Source organism: Bradyrhizobium sp. 154, assembly GCF_023073875.1.
Lineage (GTDB): Bacteria > Pseudomonadota > Alphaproteobacteria > Rhizobiales > Xanthobacteraceae > Bradyrhizobium.
Genome location: NZ_JADPKG010000044.1, coordinates 188,869 through 214,030, shown reverse-complemented (window position 1 = coordinate 214,030; position 25,162 = coordinate 188,869). Strand labels below are relative to the sequence as shown.

The following is a 25,162-nucleotide window of genomic DNA, read 5'->3' as shown; positions in this document are numbered from 1 at the left end:
AAAAAGAGGGAAGCGGCAAATGTCAATGGTTCCGCGGCACTTGCCGCATCCGCCACCAGTTTCTATTGTCTTTCCATCAGAATAGCCCTTCCGGGGCAAATATTGGAGACCGGCGTGGCCGTCATCGTACCTTTCGAAACTCCCGGCGCGTCGATCGAAGAGCTGGTTGCCCTTGTCGCCGGTGACATGGAGCGCGTCAACGCCACGATTCTGTCGCGGACCGGTTCGGATGTGACCATGATCCCGGAGGTCGCCAATCATTTGATCTCCTCCGGGGGAAAACGCCTGCGGCCGATGCTGACGCTCGCCATGGCCAACCTCGCCGGCTACACCGGCGACGGCCACATCAAGCTCGCCGCCTCCGTCGAGTTCATGCATACCGCGACCCTGCTCCACGACGACGTCGTCGACGAAAGCGAGATGCGCCGAGGCAAGCTGTCGGCGCGCATGCTCTGGGGCAACGAGGCGAGCGTGCTGGTCGGCGACTTCCTGCTCGGCCAAGCCTTCCGCATGATGGTCGAGGTCGGCTCGCTGCGCGCGCTGGACATCCTCTCTGCGGCCGCCGCGACCATCGCCGAGGGCGAGGTGATGCAGCTCGCCGCGGCCAAGAACACCGCGACCACCGAGGACGAATATCTCGCCGTGATCCGCGGCAAGACGGCCGAGCTGTTCGCCGCCGCCTGCGAGGTCGGCCCCGTGATCGCCAACCGCCCGAAGGCGGAGCAGACCGCCTGCCGCTCGGTCGGCATGAATCTCGGCATCGCCTTCCAGCTCGTCGACGACGTGCTCGACTATGGCGGCAAGAGCGCCAAGCTCGGCAAGAACACCGGCGACGATTTCCGCGAAGGCAAGATCACGCTGCCGGTGGTGCTCGCCTTCCGCCGCGGCAACGACACCGAGCGCGCCTTCTGGATTCGGGCACTGGAGCGCGGCGACATCGGCGATTCCGATCTCGACCACGCCATCGGCCTGATGAACAAGCACCGCGCGCTGGAGGACACGCTGAGCCGCGCCCAGCACTACGGCGCCATGGCCGTGGACGCGCTGGCACTGTTCCCGTCCTCGCCGATGAAGAGCGCGCTGGAACAGGTCGTGGCGTTCTGTCTGGCGCGATCACATTAAGCGTGACAGCCTGACGCGCTTTCCACTCGTCATTGCGAACTCAGCGAAGCAATCCGAAATCCTTCCGCGGTGGCGATCTGGATTGCTTCGCTCCGCTCCCAATGACGGAGCGTTAGGCAGCATCGCACTCCCTCCCGTGTCCCGGACGCGCTGCAACGCTCTTCGCGGGGCCGCGCAGAGCCGGGACTCACGCGGCACGCGCAGCTAGATGGGTCCCGGCTCCGCAGCGCACCGCCAAGAGGCGCTGCGCTGCGTCCGAAGCACGAGCGCGGTCCGGCAAGTGCCCACCGCACATTCCTACCAGACGCGCTGTCTCCCCCACCGAACCATCATATCACTTACACTGCTCGCGCCTGCTGCTGCCCGCTCCAGTCACTTGCTTTTTGCAAGTCACTCACTTACCTTCCTGCCATGCAGCCCAAATCTTCCTCCATCCTGGAATGCCCTGTCGGCCGCGCCGTGCAGACGGTTGGCGAATGGTGGAGCATTTTGATCCTGCGCGATGCCTTTCAGGGCGCGACGAAATTCGACGAGTTTTCGCAAAGCCTCGGGATCGCGCCGAACATCCTGTCGCGGCGGCTCGCCCATCTCACCGAGAACGGCATGTTTGTTCGCCGCCGCTATCATGAGCGGCCGCCGCGCTACGAATATGCGCTGACGGACAAGGCGCGGGATTTCTTTCCCGTGATCGTGGCGCTGCTCGCCTGGGGCAACAAGCATCTCGCTCCAGAGGGCGAAGCCATCCGGCTGGCGAGCCGCGACGAGATCCGCCCGTTCGATCCTGTCGTCGTCGATGCCGCCGACCTGCGTCCGATCACGCTCACCAATGCAGTCGTCATCGCAGGTCCACGCGCCAGCCGCGGGATGCGCAAACGACTCGCTTCACTCAAGGCCATGAACCCGGCCGTCGCGCCGTCTGGAGACTGACATGCGTCGTATCGTCGTGACGGGAATGGGCGCGGTGTCGCCGCTTGGCTGCGGTGTCGAGCGGTCTTGGCGCCGGCTGCTGGCCAGTCAAAGCGGGCTGCGCCCTCTGCCCGAATGGGCGCAGGTACTGCCGGCGCACATCGCCGGACTCGTGCCCGACAAGGGCGATGACGCCGAAGCCGGCTTCGATCCCGCACAGGCGGCTGCGCCAAAAGACCAGCGCAAGATGGACCGCTTCATCCTGTTCGCGCTGCTCGCCACCGCAGAAGCAGTGTCGCAAGCCAAATGGATGCCGCAGGACGCCGCGGCGCTGGCGCGGACTGCGACGATCATCGCTTCCGGCGTCGGCGGCTTTCCGGCGATCGCAGAGGCGGTGCGCATCACGGAGCAGCGCGGCGCGCGCCGGCTCTCGCCCTTCACGATCCCCTCGTTCCTCGCCAATCTCGCCGCTGGCCACGTCTCGATCAGATACGGCTACAAGGGACCGCTGGGCACGCCCGTCACCGCCTGCGCGGCCGGGGTCCAGGCGATCGGCGATGCCGCGCGCATGATTCGCGCCGACGAGATCGACGTCGCAATCTGCGGCGGTGCGGAGGCCTGTATCGATATCGTCAGCCTCGGTGGCTTTGCTGCGGCACGTGCGCTGTCGAGCGGCTTCAACGATGAGCCTGCACGCGCCTCGCGCCCGTTCGATCGCGACCGCGACGGTTTTGTGATGGGCGAAGGCGCCGGCATCCTAGTGATCGAGGAACTGGAGCATGCGCTGGCGCGCGGCGCGGCGCCGATCGCGGAGATCGTCGGCTATGGCACGACGGCGGATGCCTATCACATGACCTCAGGGCCGCCCGACGGTGATGGCGCCCGCCGCGCCATGGAGATCGCGCTTCGGCAGGCGAACCTTGCGCCCTCGGATGTGCAGCACCTCAACGCCCATGCGACATCGACGCCCGCCGGCGACGAGAGCGAGCTTGGCGCCATCGCCGCGCTGTTCGGCCGTGACCGCGGCATTGCCGTGAGCGCGACCAAATCGGCCACCGGCCATCTGCTCGGCGCCGCCGGCGGGTTGGAGGCGATCTTCACCGTGCTGGCTTTACGCGACCAGATCGCGCCGCCGACGCTTAATCTCGAAAACCCGGATCCTGGCGCTGACGGCATCGACATCGTCGCCGGCGCAGCGCGGCCGATGCCGATCCAGAGCGCCATCTCGAACGGCTTCGGATTTGGCGGGGTCAATGCCAGCGTGATCTTCCGCCGGATGGGCTAAACGAGGGGCCTTGCAATCGCGTCAGGCTTCGCTACCAAAACACAATGATCACGACGAATTTCTGGCTGTTCCTGGTGGCAGCTTGTCTCATTGCCGCCGTTCCCGGCCCCGGCATCTTCTATGTCGCGGCACGGACATTATCGGAGGGACGCGTCAGCGGTTTCGCATCGACTGCGGGCACGGCGCTGGGCGGACTGGTTCATGTGGTGGCGGGCAGCCTCGGCATCTCCGCGATCATCCTGGCCAGCGCCGAACTGTTCGCCGCAGTGAAATTTATCGGCGCGCTCTATCTGGTCTGGCTCGGTATCAAGACTTTTCGCAGCGCCGGCCGGGCACCGTCTCTCGAGAGCGAGCCCATCGGCGACAATCGCGCCTTTCGCGACGGCGTGCTGGTGGAGGCGCTGAACCCGAAGACCGCCGCGTTCTTCCTCACCTTCATTCCGCAGTTCCTCGATCCCGCGGGATCGAACCCCGCGCTGCAATTCGTCCTCCTCGGCGCAATCTCGGTGACGCTGAACACGCTCGCCGATGCGGTGGTGGTGCTGATGGCAGCAGCGACGCGCAAGCAGCTGATCGGACGGCCGCATCTGATGCGGCGCCTCACGCAGGGCTCGGGCGTCTTCATCGCCGGCCTCGGCCTGTCGCTCGCGCTGGCCCGGCGGCCGGCAAATGGCTAGCGCCCCGCAAAGCCGGTTCTATGAATCGCACGGCCTCCGGCTACATTTTGCCGATTGGGGCAACGAAAACGCGCCCACCGCCGTCCTGGTTCACGGCGGCCGCGATCATTGCCGGAGCTGGGACGTCATCGCTCGATCGCTGCAGCCGCATTTCCACGTGCTCGCACCCGACCTGCGCGGACACGGCGATTCCGATTGGACCCGAGGCGGCAGCTACGCGCTGACGGAATATGTCTACGATCTTGCCCAGCTTGTCCGCATCATTGCTGCGCCGCAGGTGACGCTCATCGGCCATTCGATGGGCGGCATGGTCAGTCTGATCTTTTCGGGCTCATTCCCCGAGCTGGTCTCCAAGCTCGTCGTCCTTGACGGCGTGACCATGTTGCCGGACACGCCGAAGCCGCCGGTGCATGAGCGCATCGGCAAATGGGTGGCGCAGCTCGACAAGCTGCACGACCGCACGCCGCGCCGCTATTCGACGCTCGAGGCCGCAGCCGCGCAGATGATGCTTCACAACAAGCGGCTGTCCCGCGACCTCGCGCTGCATCTCGCCACCCATGGCGCGCGGCAGAACGAGGACGGCACCTATAGCTGGAAGTTCGATCCCTACCAGCGCGCCAGTGCGCCGCACCGGCTCTGGCCAGACGACCACGTCGAACTCTGGGCGCGCATCGCCTGCCCGACGCTGCTGCTCAATGCCGGCGAAAGTTTTCTGGTCGGCGCAAAGGCAGCGGGCCTGGAGAGGTATTTCCAGAACGCGCGCGTCGAGACCATCGCCGGGGCGGGACACTGGCTGCAGCATGACAAGCCGCAAGAGGTGCTGGCTAAGATCCGGCGGTTTCTCGGGCTCGACAAGCAAAGTGCGGATTAGCTCACAACGTAGCCTTCATGAGCGCAACGACATGCAGGGCGCGGCAAGAAAGAATCCCGGATCGCATCGCTCATCCGGGCTGCGCAGCGTCTCCGCGGAAATACTAGCTCAACGTCCCCGCATGCACCCACCAGCCGGGATGATCGCGCCGGATCCTTTCGGCGGCGGCATGGGCGTCGGTGGGCGCGCCGTAGATCGCAAAGCACGTCGCGCCGGAGCCGGACATGCGGGCGAGCTTGACGCCGGCAGAGGCACGCAAGGCTTGCAGGACCTTGCCGATCACCGGCTCGATGCGCATTGCGGGCGCTTCGAGGTCGTTGGGGACAGTTTCGAGAACGTCGACCCAGTCAGCGATCGAGGCCCCCTCCTCCGGCCAGGCCGGAGCGCGGATGACGTCGGTGACGCCGACCAGGAGCTCGCCATTGCGCAGGCCCAGCGCCTGGAACACGTCCTTGGTCGCGACCGGCACCCGCGGATTGACCATGACGCAGGGCATGTTCGGCAGCGCGAGCGGCAGCAGTTGCTCGCCGACTCCGGTCATGTCGCAGGCCCGCGAGAGCAGGCACACCGGCACGTCGGCGCCAGTTGCGAGCGCGACGTTCTGGAGACGGGGATCATCGAGCGACAAATCGTTGAGACGGGCCAAGAGCCGAAGCGCCGCCGCGGCATCCGCCGAGCCACCGCCGATGCCGGCCGCGACGGGGAGCACCTTGTCGAGCACGAAGGCGCCCAGCTTCAGGCCCGGTACGGCCTCAGCCAGAAGCTTGGCGGCCTTGAGCACGAGATTGTCGGCGTTATCGCCGCAGGCTGTGGCCAGCGGTCCGGTGGTTGTGAGCTTCAACTCGCCGCCGGGCTCCAGCGTCAGCCGGTCGGCGCAGTCGGCAAACGCAACCACGCTTTCGAGATCATGATAGCCGTCGGCACGACGGCCGACGACGCGAAGGCTCAGATTGACCTTCGCCCGCCCCAGTTCAATCAACGCCGACATCGGCGACACGCCCCCAGAACCTACGTCTTTCCTTCACATGATCTTGCCGAAAAAGCGCTACACGATTTCCGGATCACGCGCTCAGCTCAGCCGCCCTTGCCGTCGTCCTTCTTCTTCTCGGCCTGCGCCGCCGAAGAGTTCGAATTGTCGTCCGGCAGACCGTTGGCGATCTTGGCCTCGATCTTCGGCAGTTCTTCCGGCTCGGGCTTGAGATCGCGCGCATGCGACCACTGGAATTTTGCTTCCAGCGTGCGGCCGACGCGCCAGTAGGCGTCGCCGAGGTGATCGTTGATGGTGGGATCCTCGGGCTTGAGATCGATCGCGCGTTCGAGGTTCTTCACCGCCTCCTCGTAATTGCCGATGCGGTAATAGGCCCAGCCGAGGGAGTCCACGATATAGCCGTCGTCGGGACGCTGCTCGACGGCGCGCTTGATCATCTTCATGCCTTCGTCGAGATTCACGCCCTGGTCAATCCAGGAATAGCCGAGATAGTTGAGGACGTGCGGCTGGTCGGGCTGGAGCTCTAGCGCCTTCTTCATGTCGGCTTCGGCCTTGGCCCACTGCTTGGAGCGCTCCTCGCAGATGCCGCGATAGTAATACCAGACGCTGTTGGCCTTGTCGTTGCCGGGCGGCAGCACCTCGATCCCTTGCGAATAGGTCGCGCCGCAGTCGCCGAACCGCTTGCGGCCACGCTCGATATTGCCGAGCGCCATGATGGCTTCGAGGTCCTTGGAATCCTCCGACGTGACGCCCTTGAGGATCTTGATCGCCTCGTCGGTGCGGTCGGCGGAATCAAGGTCGATGGCGAGCTGGATCTGCGCGTTGCGCTTGAGCGGCGAGGACGAGGGCACGCGCTCATAGACCTTGATCGCCATCTGCGGCCGCTTCACCGATTCATAGAGGTCGGCGAGCGAGAGCAGCGCCAGCGGATGGCTGGGCTGGAGGTAGAGCGAGAGCTGGAGATAGACCAGCGCCAGATCCTCGCCGCCGCGGCGGGTCAGCGTGGCGCCGATGCCGTAGAGCGCTTCGGCGGCGCCGGCTTGCGCGGAATCGACGAGCGGCGGCATCTTCTTGCCCGCCTTGGTCTCGCGCAGGCCTTCCAAGATCAGCGGATGACGGGCGAGCTTCTTGTCGAAAGCCTGGTAGACGGTAGTCGCCGCGGCGGAATCCTTGTTGCGCGACAGCCAGCGCGCATAGGCCTCGGTGATGCGCAGCATGGAATCGTCGAGCTTGTAGGCGCGCTCGAAGCGGGTGCCGGCGTCCTTCTCCTTGCCGGAGAGCTCGAGGATCATGCCGGCGTGCAGATCCTTGAACAGCGGATACCATTCCGGACCGGCCAGCTTGTCGATGGTGGCGACACCGCCCTTGGCATCGCCCGCACCATAGGCGGCCCAGCCCGACAACAGCGTGGCGACGAGATCAGTGATCGGACCTCGGATCGACTGGTTGATGTTGGTTTGCGCCGCCGCGTACTTCTTCAGCTTGAGATCGTGAACGCCGACGACGAGCCGCGCGACGCGGTTGGTCTTGTCGATGGTGAGGATGCGCTCGGCGAGTTTGACCGCCTCGTCGATGTCGCCGTCGGCGACCGAGGAGATGAAGGCACGGTCGAGCAGTTCGTTGTTCTTCGGATCGGTGCGCAGGGCCGAGCGGTAGAACGCCGCGGCCGAGGTCGCGTCGCGCTCGACGCTGGCGTGGCGGGCGGCGAGATAGCTGCCGGCGCCGGTGAGCGACTTCAGATCGTTCCGGGTCGGAAACTGCGCCGCCGTGTTCTCCGGGTGATCCGGCGTCTGCGCCAGGACCGCGCCGGGGACCGCCATGATCGCGGTGCCCATGAAGGCGATGGCGGCAGCAGTCCAGCGGTTGAAACGATTTGAAAACATCAGGGCTCGCCTTGAGTTGGTAGTGCCTGGGTTTGCAGCAGAGGCCGTATCGCATGCGAACGCGGCCGGTGGCATCGGGACCCGGAACCGTCAGGCCAGACAATGCCGCTTTTGGCGCCTCGCCGCAAGGATTCGGACCGGCGATCCCCGCCGCACGTCCCAACGCGGCCAAGTGAATCCGCCAACAGCGCCCCAAGACGCCGCTACTATGGCCTTATCGTGGCCGCCAGCCGCTCCGGCGGCCCCCGGTCTCACGCGAACGTGCGTCACATTGCCGGGGTGGCGTAACCCCGGCCACATCGGGCCTGGATACGTGATCCCGGCTTACATTGCCTCGTAATTCGGGCCGCCACCGCCTTCCGGGGGAACCCAGGTAATGTTGCCGTTGGGGTCCTTCACGTCGCAGGTTTTGCAGTGGACGCAATTCTGGGCATTGATCTGGAAACGCGGGCCAGACCCCTCCTCAATCCACTCATAGACGCCGGCCGGGCAATAGCGGCTCGAGGGACCGGCGAACACGTCGTGCTCCGAGGTCTTCTGGAGGTTCATGTCAGCGACCTTGAGATGGACCGGCTGGTCCTCCTCGTGATTGGTGTTGGACAAGAACACCGAGGACAGCTTGTCGAAGGTGATCTTGCCATCCGGCTTCGGATAGTTCTTCGGTGCATGCTGCTTGGCCGGATCGAGCGTGGCGCGGTCATGCTTGAGATGCGATTGCGTGCCGAACAGCGAGGCCCCGAACAGCGTGTTGCACCACATGTCGAAGCCGCCCAGCGCGACGCCGAGCACGGTGCCGAACTTCGACCACAGCGGCTTGACGTTGCGGACCAGGAACAAATCCTTGCCGACCGACGAGGAACGCCAGGCGTTCTCGTATTCCACGAGCTCGTCATTGGCGCGCTCGGCGGCGATCGCCGCAGCGACGTGCTCGGCGGCGAGCATGCCGGTGCCCATCGCATTGTGCACACCCTTGATGCGCGGCACGTTGACGAAACCGGCCGCGCAGCCGATCAGCGCGCCGCCGGGGAAGCTCAGCTTCGGCACCGACTGGTAGCCGCCCTCGGTGATGGCGCGCGCCCCGTAAGCGAGCCGCTTGGCGCCTTCGAAAGTGCCGCGGATCGAGGGATGGGTCTTGAAGCGCTGGAATTCGTCGAATGGGGACAGATAGGGATCGTCGTAATTCAAATGTACGACGAAGCCGACGGCGACGAGATTGTCGTCGTAATGATAGAGGAATGAGCCACCGCCGGTCTTCATATCGAGCGGCCAGCCGAAGGAATGCTGGATCAAGCCCTTCTGGTGCTTGGCGGGATCGATCTGCCAGACCTCCTTGAGCCCGATGCCGAACTTGGGCGGTTCGGCCTTGGCGTCGAGTGCGAATTTGTTGATGAGCTGCTTGGTCAGGCTGCCGCGCGCGCCTTCGGCGAACAGCGTGTACTTGCCGAGCAATTCCATGCCGCGGGTGAAGGAGTCCTTCGGCTTGCCGTCCCGGCCGATGCCCATGTCGCCGGTGGCGATGCCCTTAACCTTGGCCTCCTCGTCATAGAGCACTTCGGCCGCCGCAAAGCCCGGATAGATTTCGACGCCGAGCGCCTCGGCCTTGCGCGCCAGCCAGCGGCAGACATTGCCGAGCGAGCCGATGTAGCAATGATGATTGTCCATCAGCGGCGGCATCATGAAGTTCGGCAGCTTGATCGCGCCGCCGGCCGTCATCCAGTAGAAGCGGTCGTCCTTCACCTGGGTTTTCAGCGGGCAGTCGGAATCCTCGCGCCAGTCCGGAACGAGCTTGTCGAGCCCGGCCGGGTCGATCACGGCGCCGGAGAGAATGTGCGCGCCGACCTCGGAGCCCTTCTCCACCACGACGACGTTGAGATCGGCGTTGAGCTGCTTCAGCCGGATCGCAGCCGACAGGCCCGAGGGGCCGGCGCCGACGATGACGACGTCGAATTCCATGGATTCGCGAGGAGGGAGTTCTTCGGTGCTCATCTGATCTCAGCCCTTGAGACGGTCCTTGGTCGATTGCGCCCTCTTGTTTCCGATTTTTCCGGGTAGGACAACCTCGGAAATACGTTTCGCCGGGGTGCAAGACCGCCCAAGCTGATATAAAAGTCAGACTTTCCCATGATCCCCGAACCCGCACCCACCATCCGCGAGCTTCTCGCCTTCTATCTGGAGGCCGGTGTCGACTGCGCGCTCGCCGAGGAACCGATCGACCGCCTGGCGGAATTAGAAGCCCCGCCACCGGCTCCGCCCGTGGCACCGCCGGTCGAGCCATCGCGGCCGGTCGCCGCGCCGACGCTAATGCGCGGCGAGGCAGCCCTTGCCCCCGACGTCGCGATTGCTTCGGCACGCGAGGCCGCGCGCACGGCGCCGACGCTGGATGCACTGCGCGAACTGATGCAGAGCTTCGAGGGCTGCGCGCTGAAGCACACCGCGACGCGGCTGGTGTTCGCCGACGGCAATCCTAAGGCGCGCATCATGTTCGTCGGTGAGGCGCCCGGGCGCGACGAGGACATCGAGGGACTGCCCTTCGTCGGGCGCAGCGGCAAGCTGCTCGATCTCATGATCGGCGCGATCGGGCTCAACCGCACCACCGCCTATATCGCCAACGTCATTCCCTGGCGGCCGCCCGGCAATCGGACGCCGACGCCGCAGGAGACGCAGATCTGTCTGCCCTTCATCCAGCGTCAGATCGAACTGGTCAATCCGGATGTGCTGGTGACGCTCGGCAATCCCTCGACGCAGACGCTGCTCGGAACGCGCGAAGGCATCATGCGCACCCGCGGCCGCTGGTTCGACTACGACACCGGCCAGCGCACCATCCGCGCGCTGCCGACATTTCACCCGGCGTACCTGCTGCGCTCGCCGTCCTACAAGCGGCTGGCTTGGCAGGATCTGCGCGCGGTTGCGAAGGTGCTGGCGGGGTCGTGAGGGACGGGACACTCTCCTTCGTCATTGCAACGGAGAGAGCGCTACGTCCCCTTCGGCCGCACGATGGCCCAGCCGATGCGCAAAAGCTGCTGGCGGCCGGTTACCAGCCATTCGAAGGCGCGCGGGACTTCCGGGACGATGTTGGGAAATCGTTTGAGGATCTCCGGCGGCGGGGTGCCGGCGGTGTCGGAGGCGCGCCAGACCACGACGCCGCCGGTCTCGCTGAACTTGGCCTGATTCATCCACGGCGTGCGCGCAGGATCGGCATCGATGAAGAGATGCGGCCGGCCGGAATGCAGCGCGATCAGGCTCGCAAGCTGGGTCTCGCCGGCGACCGCGCGCAGGCGATGATTGGTGCGGCGGGCGAAGCTCTCGTCGAAGAAATCCGAGATCGCGCGCGCCGGCATCGAGGTCGCGATCTCGCCGGTGCCGGTCCAAGGCATGATCAGGACGGCGAGCACGACGCCGATGGCGGGCGCGATGATTGCGGCGGCCCAGACCATGCGCAGCATCCGCGCGCGGCGCATCGCGATGAGATCCCCTGCGGCGGCCACCACGGCAAGCCCGGACATGACCAGCATGACGGCGGCGCCGCCGACGACGGATTCGAGCCCGAGCAGGCCGGAGATCAGCACCGCGCCGAGTGGCGGCGCCAGCGCGAAGAAATAGACGAAGTTGCTCGCGAGCGGCTCGACCGGCGGGCGATAGATGATCGGCGGCTCCTCGCCCTTGCCGGCGAACATCCCGGTATTCAGGAAGGTCAGCGCCGGAATCGCCGCCGCCCCAAGCGCGAGCCCGCCGAGCAGCCAGGCTGCGTGCAGGACGCGGGCGTTGAGCTCCGAAACTTGCGGCAAGACCGGCATCGTCAATGTCTCGGCGCGCATCAGCCAAATCGCATAGGGCAGCGCCAGCACGGCGACGACGATCAGCGCGAATAGCGGATCGAGCCCGCGCAGCGTCCTGCGGCCTCCCGCCGTCGAGATCGCGAAGACGACGATCAGGAGGAGGAGGAAGATCGCGGCGGGCGTCGTGAGCAACAACAGGCCGGCCTCGATCGACCAGACGAACCAGGCATTGCCGCGGCGCTGGCCGATGATCTGCCAGGAGTGCAGCAGCAGCAGCGCCCAGAGCGGCCGTGCCAGCACCAAGGGTCCGAAGTCGAGCGCGGACGAGGAGAAGGCTAGCACGGTCATGGTCAGCAGCACGGCGAGCACCGCCTGCTGTGAGCCGACGACGGCACGAGACAGATGAAAGAGCGCGATGAAGGTCGCGATCTCGCAGAGCTCAGCGAGGACATACACGCCGAACATGTGACCGCCGGCGGCGCGATAGGCCATGTCGGCGAGCCAGACAGGCAGCGGCGGGCCGAGATCGGTGCCGACCTGGTACTCGCGGCCGAAGGCCAGCAGCGTCGCCAGACTGCCGGGCGGGCTGCGGTAGAACACCAGCGCCACGAACAGCCACATCGCCGCCTGGAGCAGCACGGCGATCCACACGATCAGCCGCGGCCGGGCGCGAATGAGCTCGATGACCAGCGAGGTAAACCGCATGCAACGTCCGAAAGATGCAGCCAACCCGTCCAGCCGGCCCTGTTCGCTCACACCTGTTTTGATAAAGGGCGCTGCGCGTCGTGGCAACCGCCGCAAGTCGTCATGCCGGGCTTGACGGATGGGGGAGGCTGCGGAGGAAACACCTAGAGATTCGCAGACGCGTCGATCTCGATTTGGGCTTCCACCTGCACCTCGACCTCCGCGACAGAGAACAGATCCTGCGCCGGCTCGACGGTCCAGGGCATGTGCTTGGCGCGGGCGGCGGCGACGGGGGCGAAGAAGCTGCGGTGGTGGATGGAGGGGCCGAGGCGATCCAGGGCGTCGAGATGCTCGGGGACAGCGTAGCCCTTGTGCTGCTCGAAGCCGTAGCCGGGGCAGTCCTGCGCCAGCGCGCACATCAGCCGGTCCCGCGTCACCTTGGCAACGATGGAGGCGGCCGCGATTGACAGCACGATGCCGTCACCGCCGATCACGGCCTCGCAGTCGCATTCCGTATCGAGCCGGTCGCGGCCGTCGACGAAGACGTGGCGCGGCGCCTCGGGCAGCGCCACCACCGCGCGCTTCAGCGCCCATAGCGAAGCACGCAGGATGTTGTCGCGGTCGATCCGCGCGGGCGAAGCCACGGCGACCGAGACCTGCGCGGTGGCGCAGATCTTGTCGAACAGTTTTTCGCGCTCTTCGGCGGTCAGGCGCTTGGAATCATCGATGCCACGGGGAATGCGGTCGGGATCGAGGATCACGGCCGCCGCCACCACGGGGCCGGCGAGCGGTCCGCGACCGGCCTCGTCGCAGCCTGCGACCGGCCAGACGCCGCGCTTGATCAGCGCGCGCTCACGACGGAAGCTCGGCGGGGCCACGGCAATGATGCCTTTCCGGCCGGCGCTTTTGCCGGTTAAAGCCTGAACCTCCGACGCCTTAGTTTCCGACGACTTGGCTTGCGGCGGCTTGCCTTCCAACGTGTTGGCAGGCGCAGCCTTCTTCGCACCGTCTTTTTTTGGCGTGTCTTTGGCCAGCTTCTTGGCGGACTTGTCCCGAATCATGGTGGGGATCGTGCGCAAGCGGCTTCGCCAGCGCAACCTGGAACCCGAGACAATTCCCGTTATTCAGGTGAGCCGCCCTATTCCGCCAAATGCACCCGTCGGTCCTCGCCCACCTCGATCCCGGGTGCGACCACGACCTCCCAAGGATGGCCATCGGGATCGGTGAAATAGCCGGAATAGCCGCCGTAATCAGTCTCGTGCGCCGCTTTCAGCAGCGCTGCACCCTTGTCGACAGCGAAAGCCAGCACCGTATCGACCTCCTCGCGCGTCCGGCAGTTCCAGGCGAGCGTCATCCCGCGAAATGCCGGCGGTCTTGGATTGTCCGGCAACCCGGCGTCGGCGGCGAGCTGATCCCAGGGATACAAGGCGAGCACCGGACCACCGGTGTCGTAGAATGCGACCGCCTCACCGGTCGCCTTGAGCAGGCGCGAGAAACCGAGCGCCTCGTAAAAGGCAATGCTGGCGCGGATGTTGCTGACACCGAGCGTGACTACGGTCAGCCGCGGCACCGGCACGGTGGTTTCCTCACTCATGTTACGCCTCGTCCACTTCGCGATCAGAACAGGCTGAGCTGATCGCCGTTCCGCTTCGGCCGCGCGAAGTGATCGGTGGTCAGCTTGGAGCGCCGCTTGTTGAGGCCGAGCCTGTCGCAGGCGATCTCGAAGCGACGGCCGATGGTCCAGGCCATCGGGCCGGTCCCCTTCATCCGCTCGCCCCATTTCGCATCGTAGTCGCGGCCGCCGCGCATGTCGCGGATCAGCGTGAAGACGTGGCGGTAGCGGTCTGGATAGTTCGCCATCAGCCATTCGCGAAACAGATCGCGGACCTCGAGCGGCAGCCGCAGCAGCACGTAGGAGGCTTCCTTGACGCCGGCATGGGCTGCGGCATCAAGAATGCGCTCGATCTCGGAATCGTTCAGCGCGGGGATCACGGGCGCGACCATCACAGTGGTCGGAATGCCCGCCTCCGAGAGCTGCTTGAGCGCTTCCAGTCGCTTCGGCGGCGTCGCCGCCCGCGGCTCCATGGTGCGCGCGAGCCTCGGATCGAGCGAGGTGACGGAGATCGCGACCTTGGCGAGGTTGCGCTTGGCCATCCGCGCGAGAATGTCGATATCGCGCACCACCAGGACCGATTTGGTGACGATGCCGACGGGATGCCCGGCGCGCTCCAGCACCTCTAGGATGCCTCGCATGATCTTTCGCTCGCGCTCGATCGGCTGATAGGGATCGGTGTTGGTGCCGATCGCGATCATCCGCGGCTCGTAGCCGCTGGCAGCGAGTTCCTTCTCGAGCAGCGCCGCCGCCTCGGGCTTGGCAAACAGTTTGGACTCGAAGTCGAGCCCGGGAGACAGGCCGAGATAGGCGTGCGTCGGCCGCGCGAAGCAATAGACGCAGCCGTGCTCGCAGCCGCGATAGGGGTTGATCGAGCGGTCGAAACCGATGTCGGGGGAATCGTTGCGGGTGATCACCTTGCGTGAGGTGTCGATCCCGACCGTGGTCTTGAACGGCGGCAGTTCCTCCAGGCTCTGCCAGCCATCGTCGAAGGCGACGCGGGCCTCGGCCTCGTAACGGCCGCTGGCGTTGGACTGGACGCCCCGCCCTCGCCTGCGTGCGCGATCGATGGCGACGCCAAGCTCGGGAAAATCGACAGGAAAATCAGAAGGCGCACCCGCCGGCTCGGAGGGCGCCGTAACCGGCGGGTGCTTGAGGGCACGAGAAGATGCTCGACTCATGAACCCAACATAGCACGCGCCCAGAACAAATCAAGAACAAGAGCAAAAACGCGGAAACAACCCCATGCACAGTAGCGCTGCCCAAACTTCGGGCGCGCGCCCTTGACCTCACGCAACACCGGCGGGGCGGCGATCCCGTTTCATGGCGAAGGGATCAATCGCGCCGGAACAATGTTGATGACGATCGCTGGGTGAAGGTCGGCAAGAACATGACAAATCAACGACAATTGCGCGCCGCGAGCAGCGAACTCGATCTCCTCGATCGCTACTGGCGTGCCGCCAACTATCTCTCGGTCGGGCAAATCTATCTCCTCGACAATCCGCTGTTGCGCGAACCGCTACGGCCCGAGCACATCAAGCCGCGCCTGCTCGGCCATTGGGGCACGACGCCCGGCCTGAACTTCATCTATGCTCACCTCAACCGCGTCATCCGTGCGCTCGACCTCAACGTGATCTACGTCTGCGGTCCCGGCCATGGCGGCCCGGGCATGGTTGCCAACACCTATCTGGAAGGCAGCTACAGCGAGATCTATCCCGACATCGCGCGCGATACTGAGGGATTGCGCAAGCTGTTCAGGCAGTTCTCCTTCCCCGGCGGCATTCCGAGCCACGCGGCGCCGGAAACGCCGGGCTCGATCCACGAGGGCGGCGAGCTCGGCTATGCGCTGGTGCACGCCTATGGCGCGGCATTCGACAATCCCGACCTCATCGTCGCCTGCGTCGTCGGCGACGGCGAGGCCGAAACCGGCCCGCTGGCGGCGTCGTGGCACTCGAACAAGTTCTTGAACCCGGCCCATGACGGCGCGGTGCTGCCGATCCTGCACCTCAACGGCTACAAGATCGCCAACCCCACCGTGCTCGGGCGGATGCGCAACGAAGAGATCCGCGACCTCTTCCGCGGGCTCGGCCATGAGCCGCTGTTCGTCGAAGGCGACGATCCCAAATTGATGCACCAGGCCATGGCGGATGCGCTCGACGTCGCGCTCGTCAGCATCCGCTCGATCCAGCAGCACGCCCGCGATGGGCGCAAAAGCGTCGAGCGACCGCGCTGGCCGATGATCGTGCTGCGCAGCCCCAAGGGCTGGACCGGCCCGAAGGAGGTTGACGGCAAGAAGGTCGAAGGTTTTTGGCGCGCGCATCAGGTGCCCGTTGCGAGTTGCCGCGAGAATCCGGCGCATCTGAAGGTGCTCGAAGACTGGATGCGCAGCTATGAGCCGGACAAGTTGTTCGACCCCAGCGGGGCGCTGATTCCCGAGCTTCAGGCGCTCGCGCCCGAAGGCCAGCGGCGAATGGGGACCAATCCGCATGCCAATGGCGGACTGTTGAAGAAGGAGCTGAAGCTGCCGGACTTCCGCAGCTTCGCTGTCGAGGTACCGCAGCCCGGCGGTGTCGTGGCGGAAGCCACACGCGAGCTCGGCAAATTCCTGCGCGACGTCGTTCGCCTCAACGCCGAGGCGCGCAATTTCCGCATCATGGGCCCGGACGAGACGGCATCAAACCGGTTAGACGCGGTGTTCGAGGCAACCGAACGCGTCTGGATGGAGCCAACCGAATCTTACGACGTGCATCTCGCGCAGGACGGCCGCGTCATGGAGGTCCTGAGCGAGCATCTCTGTCAAGGCTGGCTCGAAGGCTATCTGCTCACCGGCAGGCACGGCTTCTTCTCCTGCTACGAGGCCTTCATCCACATCGTCGATTCCATGTTCAACCAGCACGCCAAATGGCTGAAGGTGACGCGCGATCTGCCATGGCGCCGCCCGATCGCCTCGCTCAACTATCTCTTGACCTCGCATGTCTGGCGCCAGGACCACAACGGCTTCAGCCATCAGGATCCTGGTTTCGTCGATCTCGTCGCCAACAAGAAGGCTGACATCGTCCGCATCTATTTCCCGCCTGATACCAACACGCTGTTGTGGATCGTCGATCATTGCCTGCGCACCTACAACCGCATCAACGTCATCGTCGCGGGCAAGCAGCCGGCGCCGCAATGGCTGTCGATGCAGGAGGCGGCTACGCATTGCGACGCCGGCATCGGCATCTGGACCTGGGCGGGCACGGAGGAGGCAAACGCAGAGCCCGACGTCGTGATGGCCTGCGCCGGCGACGTGCCGACACTGGAGACGCTCGCCGCCGTCGACCTGCTGCGCAAGGCGCTGCCCGAATTGAAGATCCGCGTCGTCAACGTCGTCGACCTCATGACGCTGCAACCTCGGGCGCAGCATCCGCACGGCCTCTCCGACCGCGACTTCGACAGCCTGTTCACATCGGACAAGCCGGTGATCTTCGCCTATCACGGCTATCCTTATCTCATTCACCGGCTGACTTATAACCGCACCAATCATACCGGCATGCATGTGCGCGGATTTGCCGAGGAAGGCACCACGACGACGCCGTTCGACATGGTCGTGCTCAACGGGCTCGACCGCTACCATCTCGCGATCGAGGCGATCGAGCGCGTGCCGGGGCTTGCGACCAGGGCTGCGCAGGTCAAGCAACAGTTCCGCGACAAGCTGATCGAACATTCCCGCTACGTCCGCGAGCATGGCGAGGACATGCCTGAGGTCCGCGACTGGGTCTGGCCGAACAGCGCCGGCGGCAACACGCCAGCCGAAGCCGGCGACTGAAGCCATGTCGGACACTGTCCTTGTGCTCAACTCCGGATCGTCGAGCATCAAGTTCGGGCTGTTCGAGTTGGCGGCGTCCGGCCCCGGCCTGCTCTGCAACGGCTTGCTCGACGAGCACGAAGCAACGCCCCGCCTCGTGGTGAAGCGCCCGGCGGGCGAGAAGCTGTTCGAGACGCGAAGGGACGCGTCGGATACGGACAGCGGTCATCTGTTCGCCGACGTGCTGACCTTCGTAGACCAGCATTTCGGCGAGCATCGCCTGCGCGCCATCGGCCACCGCATCGTCCACGGCGGGCCGGACTACTCCGGACCCGTCGCGCTGACGGACGACGTCTATGCCAAGCTGGAGGCGCTGACCCCGCTGGCCCCGCTGCACCAGCCGCGTTGCCTGGAGCCGATCCGCATCATCCAGGCGACCCGCCCCGGTCTGACGCAGATCGCCTGTTTCGATACCGCCTTCCACCACAGCCTGTCGCCGCCCGCGCGCCGCTTCGCCATTCCGAGGCGCTATGAGGAGCGCGGCGTGCGGCGCTACGGGTTTCACGGCCTCTCCTTCGAATATGTCGCGGGCCGCCTCGCGGCAATCGCGCCGCAGCTCATCGCAAAGCGCACCGTCATCGCCCATCTCGGCAATGGCGCGAGCCTGTGCGCGCTGCACGAGGGCCGCAGCATCGACACCACGATGGGGCTGACGCCGCTCGACGGCCTCGTGATGGGCACGCGCTGCGGCACGATCGATCCCGGCGTGCTGCTCTATCTGCAACAGCACGAGAACATGCCGGCCGACGACCTTCAGCATTTGCTCTATCATGAGTCAGGCCTGCTCGGCGTCTCCGGCATCTCCGCGGACATGCGCACGCTGCTCGCGAGCAGCGAGGCCGCGGCGCGGGAGGCGGTCGATCTCTTCGTGCTCCGCGCGACGCAGCAGATCGTCATGCTGGCGACTACGCTTGGAGGGTTGGACTGCCTGATCTTCACCGGCGGCATCGGCGAGCATGCGAAGGAAATCCGGTTCGCAATTGGTGAACGCCTCGCCTGGCTCGGCATGCGGATCGATGCCGGTGCGAATGATGCCGCGCGCGAGCGCATCAGCCGGGGCGATAGCGCTATTGAGGTGTTCATCATTCCAACGAATGAGGAACTCACGATCGCGCGGCATTGTGCGGCGGCGCTGCAGATAATAGAGGGCGCATCGGATTAGCCCTTGATGACCGTCAATCCGTCGTTGCGAGCGAAGCGAAGCAATCCAGACTGGCTCTTCGGCGGGACACTGGATTGCTTCGCTTCGCTCGCAATGACGAAGAATGCGGTAAAGCAGCGCATCACAACGCACCGGCGAGCGTGGGGAGAACCCCTCACCCAAGTGAGTTTGCAAGTGAGCTTGCAAGTGAGCTGTGCCGACCAGCGGCGCTGCCCTCTCTCACAAGATGAGAGGGCGCAGTCACGCGCATCTCGCTCTCATTTCTAATGCGTCCCCGACCAGATCTGGAAGCACCCGATCGCGACCTCGATCACGATCAGCACCACCACCGCAATTTCGAGGCGGAGCGAGCGCTGGGTGTCGATGATGTCGGTCAGCGCGTTGGCGGTCTCCGACACCGCCGTGAGCTTGCGCTCGAGTGTGTCGAGGCGCTCCTTCAGCTCATACTCGTCCTCAAGACGGGCATAGAGCCGGTCGAGCTCGGGCTTCTCCCAGAGCACGTCGGGTTTTTCGGCGACGGCAACACGGCCCGCGACACGCTGCTGGACGAGAAGCGCGTTGCCGATCAGCCGCAATATACCTTTGCGCCGGCGCGGTGTACGGCCGCGCTCGGCGAGCTCCCGCGCAAACGGCTCGATCACGTCGAAGACCGCGGCGACGCGCCGCTCGTCGCGGGCCAGCGACGTGCTCTTGGCGAGCGCATCCGCGATCAGGAGTAGCCGGTCGTCGGAAAATTTGGCGAGGCAAATCGGTCCGCCGGGCTGGATCGCCTCGGCATTTTCGTCCTTGCAGAGCTGCGCCTGCGCGGTCTCTTCCTCATACGGACTGAACTCGCCGATCACCCGCGGCTTCAGGCTGTCGATCAGCACCTTCTCCTCGGAGGGCAGAAGTCCGATCAGCACCACGACGCCATAGCGGAAGATCACGACAAGCCCGGCATGGACGCGAAAGGCGGCCGGCGTCGAGGACACCAGTGTGCCGATCTCGAGGCCGGAGGCATTGATGCGGTCGCCCAGCATCAGGGCGCGAACCCGCAGGGTCGGCGCGGCGTCCTGCTTCGGCGTTGCTGCCGTCGTGTTGACAGCGAGTTGATCGGCGTTCATGCGAAGCCTCCGTCAGCACCCAATCGGCACCCAAGTCGCACATCTTTCCCGTTCGGCGGCTGGTTGCAGCCGATCCTCAACTGGACGATTGCGAACTGCCCTGCGCGGCGCAATATCGCTCCGGGTTAATACGGCCCGGATGAGCTTGTGCCGAAACATTCAACAATAATACCATCCCGCACGCGACACATTTGGGCGGTGGCGGGTTTACCATTGCATGCCGAAACCCGCCGAAAAGTTGCACTCGGCAACGCCACGTGTTTATGACAACATCATGAACAGCTACGCTTCTTCCGAAGTGCAGATATTAAAGCTTCAATCATGCTGAGCGTCATCATTCCGACCGAAGGCGTCGAGCAGACGGCAGTCGCAACGCTGGCCGCGCTCGTCCCCGGCGCCGCGGCCGGCGTCATCCGGGAAGTGCTCCTGGTCGATGGCACCGGCAACGGTGTCATCGAGCGCGTCGCCGATGTCGCAGGTTGCCGCTTCATCGGCTTCGAGGGATCTTCGCAAGGCGCCGCGCGCGCCGCCGGCGCCCTCCAGGCCCGGTCGCCATGGCTGATGTTCCTCCCCGCCGGCGCGGTGCTGGAAACCGGCTGGATCGAGGAGACCACCCAGTTCATCCAGGCCGTCTCGAGCAGCGGCCGCGATCGCGCGGCGGTGTTTCGCTATGCGCGCTCGCCCTACGCCGATACCGGGCTCCGCGACATTTTCCGCGCCGTGGCGCGCAAGCTCGTCGGGCCGCTCGGCGATCAGGGGCTTTTGATCGCACGTGATCACTACGACCGGATCGGCGGCTACTCGCCGCAGGCCCGCCGTTCCGAGGCACGGCTACTCCGGCGGCTCGGCCGCTCGTCCCGGACCATGCTGCGCAGCCGGATCGTCATGGTCGGCTGAAGCCACCCGATACTTGTCAAAGTCAAACAATTGTTTGACAATGGCAAGTATCGAGGTGACCCATGTCAATTGCCGCTACCGACGACCACATTGCAGCGGTCCGCGCCTTCAACCGCTTCTATACCCGCAAGCTTGGTGTGCTCGACCAGCACCTTGGAAAAAGCCCATTTTCGCTCAGCGAGGCCCGGGTACTCTATGAACTCGCGCATCGCGACGACCTGGCGGCCAAAGAGATCGGAAACGAGCTTGGTCTCGATCCCGGCTATCTCAGCCGCATCATACAAAGCTTCGACGAAAAGGGGCTGATCACGCGAAAGCCCCTGCCCGCAGATCGCAGGCAATACCAGCTCAGCCTCACCGCCAAAGGGCGCCAGGCCTTCGCCAAGCTGAACCTGAGCTCGCAAAATGAGGTCGCCGCAATGCTGGCTCAGGTTTCGGCCAGCGATGCAGCGCGTCTTACGCAGGCCATGGCGACCATTGAGGCCGTGCTGGAGCAACGTCGAAGCCAGCCCGCGCCTTTCATGCTGCGCAGCCATCGCGTCGGTGACATGGGCTGGGTCATCTCCCGGCAGGCCGCCGCCTATGCCGCGGACTATAATTGGGACATCAGCTACGAGGCGCTGGTCGCCGAGATCTGCGCAGAGTTCATCAAGAACTACGACGCCGCGCGCGAGCACTGCTGGATCGCGGAGGTGGGTGGCGAGCCGGTCGGCTCGATCTTTCTGGTCAAGGCCACCGATGAGATCGCCAAGCTGCGCCTGTTGCAGGTGGAGAAGAAGGCGCGAGGGCTCGGCGTCGGCCGCGCGCTGGTCGAACAATGCATCCAAGGCGCGCGCGAGAGGGGCTATAGCAAGATGACACTGTGGACGCAGAGCATCCTCGTGGCCGCGCGGAGCATCTATCAAAGTGCAGGCTTCAAGCTCGTGAAGGAAGAGAAGCACCACAGCTTCGGTGCCGATCTGGTCGGCGAGACGTGGGAGCTGGATCTATAACGCTCTTGCAGCAAGCGAGGTGCGCATAAATGATGCCCTCGCCCCTTGCGGGAGAGGGCATGTCAACTGTCAGACACGGGCTCGCTTGGGTGAGGGGTATCTCTCTGGGCACGCCGTGCGGAAAGATACCCCTCATCCGGCGCTTCGCGCCACCTTCTCCCACAAGGGGAGAAGGGAAGAAAGTATGGCTACACCGTCGCTCCCTGCGCTTTCGGCCGGCGCAAGTGCTCGTCCAACCGCGGCATGATCTCAACGAAATTGCAGGGACGCGTGCGGTAGTCGAGCTGCGCGGCAAGGATGCCGTCCCAGCCGTCTCGGCAGGCGCCGGGGGAGCCGGGCAGGCAGAAGATGTAGGTCGCCCCCGCAACGCCCGCAGTAGCGCGGCTCTGGATCGTCGACGCACCGATCTTGGCATGGCTCAGCATGTGGAATGCGATCGAGAAGCCGTCCATGCGCTTCTCGAACAACGGCTCGATCGCCTCCGGCGTGACGTCGCGCCCGGTGAATCCGGTGCCGCCGGTGGTGATGACGACGTCTATGCCGGCATCCGCAATCCAGCCGCGGACCACGCTGCGGATCGCCTCGATGTCGTCGGTGACGATCTCGCGCGCGGCGAGCTGATGGCCGGCGGCGGTAAGGCGCTCGGCGAGCGTCTGGCCCGACTTGTCGTCGGCGAGGGCGCGCGTGTCGGACACGGTGAGCACCGCGATGTTGAGCGGGATGAACTGTTTTGTTTCGTCGATGGAGGCCATTCTTCACTCTCGCTCGTCGTTCCGGGGCTCGCGGAGCGAGAACCCGGAACCTCGCGCCGCAACTTCTGGATTCCGGGTTCGCGCTACGCGCGCCCCGGAATGACGGCTTACAACGCGCCGGCACCGAACGTGTTGCAGGCCTGCACCGTGCCCTGCTGGTAGCCGGTCATGAACCATTGCTTGCGTTGCGCCGCCGAGCCGTGGGTGAAGGAATCTGGCACGACGCGGCCCGTCGCCTGGCGCTGCAGCGTATCGTCGCCGATCGCGCTTGCCGTGGTCAGCGCGGCGTCGATGTCGCCGGGCTCGAGGAAGTTCGGACGCTTCTTGGCCTCGCGGTTGACCCAGACGCCGGACAGGCAGTCGGCCTGCAATTCCACCTTCACCTGAAGCGCATTCGCCTCGGCCTTGCTGCCGGCCTGCTGCTGCAGCCGCGTCACGCGCGGGATGATGCCGAGCAGGTTCTGGATGTGATGGCCGGCCTCGTGCGCGATGATGTAGGCGGTGGTGAAGTTACAGGCGGACTTGCCGGAGCAGCCGCGGAAGCGCGTCTCGACCTCGCGGAAGAAGCCGGTGTCGAGGAAGATGGTGCGATCCGGCGGGCAATAGAACGGCCCCATCGCCGATTGCGCCATGCCGCAGCGGCCGCCATTGGTGGCATTGCGGAACAGCACGATCTTCGGGCCGGTGTAGGACTGGCCGGAGGCCTGGAAGATCTCGCTCCAGCGATCGTCGATCTCGCCGAGGATGCCGGAGATCATGCTGCCCATCTCGTCGGTCGGCGCGCCGCGCTTGCCGGAGGACGCCTGGCGGTCGGTCTGGTAGGTCGGTGCATGGCCGCCGCCGGTGAGGATCTCGGCGCCGCCGATCAGGATGCGCGGGTCGATGCCGAAGGCATAGCCGACCAAGCCGAGGATGATGATGGTACCGATACCGAGCCCGCCGCCGCCCATCGGCAGCCCGAACCCGCCTCCTCCGCCGCCAAACCCACCACCCTCGTCGCGACGATCCTCGATGTCGTCGCTGCGGCGGAAGTCGTCGTAACGCATGGCGGCTTTTCCCCTGGGGGTCCCTGATTCGAGTTCGGCGGCGCGCATGACCACTGAAGCTCAACGCGCCACACACGTAAAATTTCCGTTGCTTTTATCAATATCGTGGCCGGCAAAAATTGCCTAGTGCGACACCATGCCGATGCCAGCAATTTTTTCCGAGGCTCGAGCAACTTTTTCCGAGAGAAATTTGGCGCCTTCCTGGAGCCTCGACTGCTTCCGCGACGCGAAGAAGCGCGAATTGCACTGTAAAACAGGGGGAATGCGCGCGACGTCCCGCACACAATTGGCGATGCGGAGGCTGCTCACGAAAGCGGCGGGTTAAGTCGATTTTTACTTTGCCGCTTCAATGTAACGGTCAGTCGGTTGTTTGGTCCCGCGTCGCCGACAGCGTCGCCTGAGTCAGAGTTCTTGAGTCATGGTAGAGTCGCGTCGCGGGGCGTCTGCAAGGGCGCCCCGCACAAATTTTGAGTCCCCTTCGCATCGTATCATCCTCGGTGATTGCGTCGCCGAGATGTCGAAGCTTCAGGCCGGTTCGGTCGACCTCGTGTTTGCCGATCCGCCCTACAATCTTCAACTTAAGGGCGATCTCAAGCGCCCTGACGAATCCCATGTCGATGCCGTCGACGACGACTGGGACAAGTTCGATTCGTTCTCCGCCTATGACGATTTCACCCGCGCCTGGCTGCTTGCCGCCCGCCGCGCGATGAAGCCGTCGGCGACAATCTGGGTGATCGGCTCCTACCACAACATCTTCCGCGTCGGCGCCATCATGCAGGATCTCGGCTTCTGGCTCCTCAACGACATCGTCTGGCGCAAGACCAACCCGATGCCGAATTTCCGCGGCCGCCGTTTCACCAACGCGCACGAGACCATGATCTGGGCCGCGCGCGACGAGAAGGCCAAGGGCTACACGTTCAACTACGAGGCCCTGAAAGCTGCGAACGAGGACGTGCAGGCGCGTTCCGACTGGCTGATTCCGCTCTGCACCGGCGAGGAGCGCCTCAAGGGCGCCGACGGCAAGAAAGTTCATCCGACGCAGAAGCCGGAAGGCCTGCTCGCGCGTGTGCTGCTGTCCTCCTCCAGGCCCGGCGATCTCGTGATCGATCCCTTCAACGGCACCGGCACCACCGGCGCGGTCGCAAAACGTCTCGGCCGCTCCTATATCGGGTTCGAACGCGACAAGACCTATGCGAAGGCGGCCGAAGCCCGCATCGCGGCCGTCGAGCCGCTGCCGGAAGAGAGCCTGGCCCCGTTCATGACCGCGCGCGAAGCGCCGCGGGTGGCGTTCTCCGAGCTGATCGAGCGCGGCATGATCATGCCCGGCACGAAGCTGTTCGACGCCAAGAAGAAGCTCGGCGCTCTCGTGCGCGCCGACGGCGCCATCATGTTAGGGGACAAGGTCGGCTCGATCCACCGCATCGGCGCCGTGGCGCAAGGCTCGGCCGCGTGCAACGGCTGGACTTTCTGGCACGTCGAGACCAAGAAGGGCCTCAAGCTGATCGACGAGCTCCGCGCCGAGATCCGCGCCGGCATGGCGGCGGAGTAGTTTCCCCTCTCGA

21 protein-coding genes are annotated in these 25,162 nt (G+C 65.1%); 11 read left to right on the top strand and 10 right to left on the bottom strand.

What is annotated here, in order from left to right:
* Nucleotides 1-114 precede the first annotated feature (114 nt).
* The 5 genes from IVA92_RS10870 to IVA92_RS10850 all read left to right on the top strand — a co-directional run bounded on the left by IVA92_RS10870 (nucleotide 115) and on the right by IVA92_RS10850 (nucleotide 4,861).
* Nucleotides 115-1,122, top strand: coding sequence for a polyprenyl synthetase family protein (locus tag IVA92_RS10870; protein WP_247279663.1), 1,008 nt, complete (start codon nucleotides 115-117; stop codon nucleotides 1,120-1,122).
* Between the two features lie 411 nt (nucleotides 1,123-1,533).
* Nucleotides 1,534-2,049 carry a helix-turn-helix domain-containing protein gene (locus IVA92_RS10865; protein ID WP_247279662.1) on the top strand — a complete coding sequence of 172 codons (516 nt, stop codon included), beginning with the start codon at nucleotides 1,534-1,536 and terminating at the stop codon, nucleotides 2,047-2,049.
* 1 nt (nucleotide 2,050) lies between these two features.
* Nucleotides 2,051-3,313 (top strand): beta-ketoacyl-ACP synthase II, encoded by a 1,263-nt coding sequence (fabF, locus tag IVA92_RS10860; protein WP_247279661.1) that lies wholly within the window; start codon nucleotides 2,051-2,053, stop codon nucleotides 3,311-3,313.
* Between the two features lie 44 nt (nucleotides 3,314-3,357).
* Nucleotides 3,358-3,990: a LysE family translocator gene (locus IVA92_RS10855; RefSeq protein ID WP_247279660.1), complete on the top strand. Its 633-nt coding sequence runs from the start codon at nucleotides 3,358-3,360 to the stop codon at nucleotides 3,988-3,990.
* Nucleotides 3,983-4,861, top strand: a complete 879-nt coding sequence (locus tag IVA92_RS10850) for an alpha/beta hydrolase (RefSeq protein WP_247279659.1) — start codon at nucleotides 3,983-3,985, stop codon at nucleotides 4,859-4,861. The genes IVA92_RS10855 and IVA92_RS10850 overlap by 8 nt, the downstream gene beginning before the upstream one ends.
* A gap of 103 nt (nucleotides 4,862-4,964) precedes the next feature.
* On the opposite strand, the gene IVA92_RS10845 is transcribed toward IVA92_RS10850, so the two are convergent.
* The 3 genes from IVA92_RS10845 to IVA92_RS10835 form a co-directional block, all read right to left on the bottom strand.
* The gene (locus tag IVA92_RS10845; RefSeq protein ID WP_247279658.1) at nucleotides 4,965-5,849 is read right to left on the bottom strand and encodes a 4-(cytidine 5'-diphospho)-2-C-methyl-D-erythritol kinase; all 885 of its coding nucleotides are present in this window, start codon (nucleotides 5,847-5,849) and stop codon (nucleotides 4,965-4,967) included.
* A gap of 86 nt (nucleotides 5,850-5,935) precedes the next feature.
* Nucleotides 5,936-7,732 carry a tetratricopeptide repeat protein gene (locus tag IVA92_RS10840; RefSeq protein WP_247279657.1) on the bottom strand — a complete coding sequence of 599 codons (1,797 nt, stop codon included), beginning with the start codon at nucleotides 7,730-7,732 and terminating at the stop codon, nucleotides 5,936-5,938.
* Between the two features lie 324 nt (nucleotides 7,733-8,056).
* The gene (locus tag IVA92_RS10835; RefSeq protein ID WP_247279656.1) at nucleotides 8,057-9,718 is read right to left on the bottom strand and encodes an electron transfer flavoprotein-ubiquinone oxidoreductase; all 1,662 of its coding nucleotides are present in this window, start codon (nucleotides 9,716-9,718) and stop codon (nucleotides 8,057-8,059) included.
* A gap of 135 nt (nucleotides 9,719-9,853) precedes the next feature.
* On the opposite strand from IVA92_RS10835, the gene IVA92_RS10830 reads away from it, so the two are divergent.
* Nucleotides 9,854-10,663 (top strand): uracil-DNA glycosylase, encoded by an 810-nt coding sequence (locus IVA92_RS10830; RefSeq protein ID WP_247279655.1) that lies wholly within the window; start codon nucleotides 9,854-9,856, stop codon nucleotides 10,661-10,663.
* 41 nt (nucleotides 10,664-10,704) lie between these two features.
* Here the strand turns inward: IVA92_RS10830 and IVA92_RS10825 are convergent, their stop codons facing one another.
* The 4 genes from IVA92_RS10825 to IVA92_RS10810 all read right to left on the bottom strand — a co-directional run bounded on the left by IVA92_RS10825 (nucleotide 10,705) and on the right by IVA92_RS10810 (nucleotide 14,985).
* Entirely contained in the window at nucleotides 10,705-12,213 is a 1,509-nt protein-coding gene (locus IVA92_RS10825) for a glycosyltransferase family 39 protein (protein WP_247279654.1), read from the bottom strand.
* A gap of 143 nt (nucleotides 12,214-12,356) precedes the next feature.
* Nucleotides 12,357-13,253 carry a ribonuclease HII gene (locus tag IVA92_RS10820; RefSeq protein WP_247279653.1) on the bottom strand — a complete coding sequence of 299 codons (897 nt, stop codon included), beginning with the start codon at nucleotides 13,251-13,253 and terminating at the stop codon, nucleotides 12,357-12,359.
* Between the two features lie 77 nt (nucleotides 13,254-13,330).
* Nucleotides 13,331-13,786 carry a VOC family protein gene (locus tag IVA92_RS10815; RefSeq protein ID WP_247279652.1) on the bottom strand — a complete coding sequence of 152 codons (456 nt, stop codon included), beginning with the start codon at nucleotides 13,784-13,786 and terminating at the stop codon, nucleotides 13,331-13,333.
* A 23-nt stretch (nucleotides 13,787-13,809) separates the two neighbouring features.
* The gene (locus tag IVA92_RS10810; protein WP_247279651.1) at nucleotides 13,810-14,985 is read right to left on the bottom strand and encodes a PA0069 family radical SAM protein; all 1,176 of its coding nucleotides are present in this window, start codon (nucleotides 14,983-14,985) and stop codon (nucleotides 13,810-13,812) included.
* Nucleotides 14,986-15,194: 209 nt separating this feature from the next.
* Between IVA92_RS10810 and IVA92_RS10805 the strand changes: the two genes are divergently transcribed.
* Nucleotides 15,195-17,609 carry a phosphoketolase family protein gene (locus IVA92_RS10805; RefSeq protein ID WP_247279650.1) on the top strand — a complete coding sequence of 805 codons (2,415 nt, stop codon included), beginning with the start codon at nucleotides 15,195-15,197 and terminating at the stop codon, nucleotides 17,607-17,609.
* Nucleotides 17,610-17,613: 4 nt separating this feature from the next.
* On the top strand, nucleotides 17,614-18,810 hold the full coding sequence (locus IVA92_RS10800; RefSeq protein WP_247279649.1) for an acetate/propionate family kinase: 1,197 nt from the start codon (nucleotides 17,614-17,616) through the stop codon (nucleotides 18,808-18,810).
* Between the two features lie 263 nt (nucleotides 18,811-19,073).
* Here the strand turns inward: IVA92_RS10800 and IVA92_RS10795 are convergent, their stop codons facing one another.
* On the bottom strand, nucleotides 19,074-19,913 hold the full coding sequence (locus IVA92_RS10795; RefSeq protein ID WP_247279648.1) for an RMD1 family protein: 840 nt from the start codon (nucleotides 19,911-19,913) through the stop codon (nucleotides 19,074-19,076).
* A 321-nt stretch (nucleotides 19,914-20,234) separates the two neighbouring features.
* On the opposite strand from IVA92_RS10795, the gene IVA92_RS10790 reads away from it, so the two are divergent.
* Both IVA92_RS10790 and IVA92_RS10785 read left to right on the top strand, forming a co-directional pair.
* Nucleotides 20,235-20,810, top strand: a complete 576-nt coding sequence (locus tag IVA92_RS10790; RefSeq protein ID WP_247279647.1) for a glycosyl transferase — start codon at nucleotides 20,235-20,237, stop codon at nucleotides 20,808-20,810.
* 62 nt (nucleotides 20,811-20,872) lie between these two features.
* The gene (locus tag IVA92_RS10785; protein WP_247279646.1) at nucleotides 20,873-21,802 is read left to right on the top strand and encodes a helix-turn-helix domain-containing GNAT family N-acetyltransferase; all 930 of its coding nucleotides are present in this window, start codon (nucleotides 20,873-20,875) and stop codon (nucleotides 21,800-21,802) included.
* Nucleotides 21,803-21,990: 188 nt separating this feature from the next.
* On the opposite strand, the gene moaB is transcribed toward IVA92_RS10785, so the two are convergent.
* Both moaB and IVA92_RS10775 read right to left on the bottom strand, forming a co-directional pair.
* On the bottom strand, nucleotides 21,991-22,554 hold the full coding sequence (moaB, locus tag IVA92_RS10780; protein ID WP_247279645.1) for a molybdenum cofactor biosynthesis protein B: 564 nt from the start codon (nucleotides 22,552-22,554) through the stop codon (nucleotides 21,991-21,993).
* Between the two features lie 107 nt (nucleotides 22,555-22,661).
* Nucleotides 22,662-23,600 carry a neutral zinc metallopeptidase gene (locus IVA92_RS10775; protein WP_247279644.1) on the bottom strand — a complete coding sequence of 313 codons (939 nt, stop codon included), beginning with the start codon at nucleotides 23,598-23,600 and terminating at the stop codon, nucleotides 22,662-22,664.
* 418 nt (nucleotides 23,601-24,018) lie between these two features.
* Here IVA92_RS10775 and IVA92_RS10770 point away from each other — a divergent pair, with 418 nt between their 5' ends.
* Complete coding sequence (locus IVA92_RS10770) at nucleotides 24,019-25,149, top strand: site-specific DNA-methyltransferase (RefSeq protein WP_275974795.1); 1,131 nt, start codon at nucleotides 24,019-24,021, stop codon at nucleotides 25,147-25,149.
* Nucleotides 25,150-25,162: the final 13 nt, after the last annotated feature.

Bases quoted from the DNA above. Each gene is read 5' to 3' on its own strand.
- IVA92_RS10865 (WP_247279662.1), top strand. From the start codon at position 1,534: ATGCAGCCCAAATCTTCCTCCATCCTGGAATGCCCTGTCGGCCGCGCC.
- fabF (WP_247279661.1), top strand. From the start codon at position 2,051: ATGCGTCGTATCGTCGTGACGGGAATGGGCGCGGTGTCGCCGCTTGGC.
- IVA92_RS10855 (WP_247279660.1), top strand. From the start codon at position 3,358: ATGATCACGACGAATTTCTGGCTGTTCCTGGTGGCAGCTTGTCTCATT.
- IVA92_RS10850 (WP_247279659.1), top strand. From the start codon at position 3,983: ATGGCTAGCGCCCCGCAAAGCCGGTTCTATGAATCGCACGGCCTCCGG.
- IVA92_RS10845 (WP_247279658.1), bottom strand. From the start codon at position 5,849: ATGTCGGCGTTGATTGAACTGGGGCGGGCGAAGGTCAATCTGAGCCTT.
- IVA92_RS10840 (WP_247279657.1), bottom strand. From the start codon at position 7,732: ATGTTTTCAAATCGTTTCAACCGCTGGACTGCTGCCGCCATCGCCTTC.
- IVA92_RS10835 (WP_247279656.1), bottom strand. From the start codon at position 9,718: ATGAGCACCGAAGAACTCCCTCCTCGCGAATCCATGGAATTCGACGTC.
- IVA92_RS10830 (WP_247279655.1), top strand. From the start codon at position 9,854: ATGATCCCCGAACCCGCACCCACCATCCGCGAGCTTCTCGCCTTCTAT.
- IVA92_RS10825 (WP_247279654.1), bottom strand. From the start codon at position 12,213: ATGCGGTTTACCTCGCTGGTCATCGAGCTCATTCGCGCCCGGCCGCGG.
- IVA92_RS10820 (WP_247279653.1), bottom strand. From the start codon at position 13,253: ATGATTCGGGACAAGTCCGCCAAGAAGCTGGCCAAAGACACGCCAAAA.
- IVA92_RS10815 (WP_247279652.1), bottom strand. From the start codon at position 13,786: ATGAGTGAGGAAACCACCGTGCCGGTGCCGCGGCTGACCGTAGTCACG.
- IVA92_RS10810 (WP_247279651.1), bottom strand. From the start codon at position 14,985: ATGAGTCGAGCATCTTCTCGTGCCCTCAAGCACCCGCCGGTTACGGCG.
- IVA92_RS10805 (WP_247279650.1), top strand. From the start codon at position 15,195: ATGACAAATCAACGACAATTGCGCGCCGCGAGCAGCGAACTCGATCTC.
- IVA92_RS10800 (WP_247279649.1), top strand. From the start codon at position 17,614: ATGTCGGACACTGTCCTTGTGCTCAACTCCGGATCGTCGAGCATCAAG.
- IVA92_RS10795 (WP_247279648.1), bottom strand. From the start codon at position 19,913: ATGAACGCCGATCAACTCGCTGTCAACACGACGGCAGCAACGCCGAAG.
- IVA92_RS10790 (WP_247279647.1), top strand. From the start codon at position 20,235: ATGCTGAGCGTCATCATTCCGACCGAAGGCGTCGAGCAGACGGCAGTC.
- IVA92_RS10785 (WP_247279646.1), top strand. From the start codon at position 20,873: ATGTCAATTGCCGCTACCGACGACCACATTGCAGCGGTCCGCGCCTTC.
- moaB (WP_247279645.1), bottom strand. From the start codon at position 22,554: ATGGCCTCCATCGACGAAACAAAACAGTTCATCCCGCTCAACATCGCG.
- IVA92_RS10775 (WP_247279644.1), bottom strand. From the start codon at position 23,600: ATGCGTTACGACGACTTCCGCCGCAGCGACGACATCGAGGATCGTCGC.
- IVA92_RS10770 (WP_275974795.1), top strand. From the start codon at position 24,019: ATGGTAGAGTCGCGTCGCGGGGCGTCTGCAAGGGCGCCCCGCACAAAT.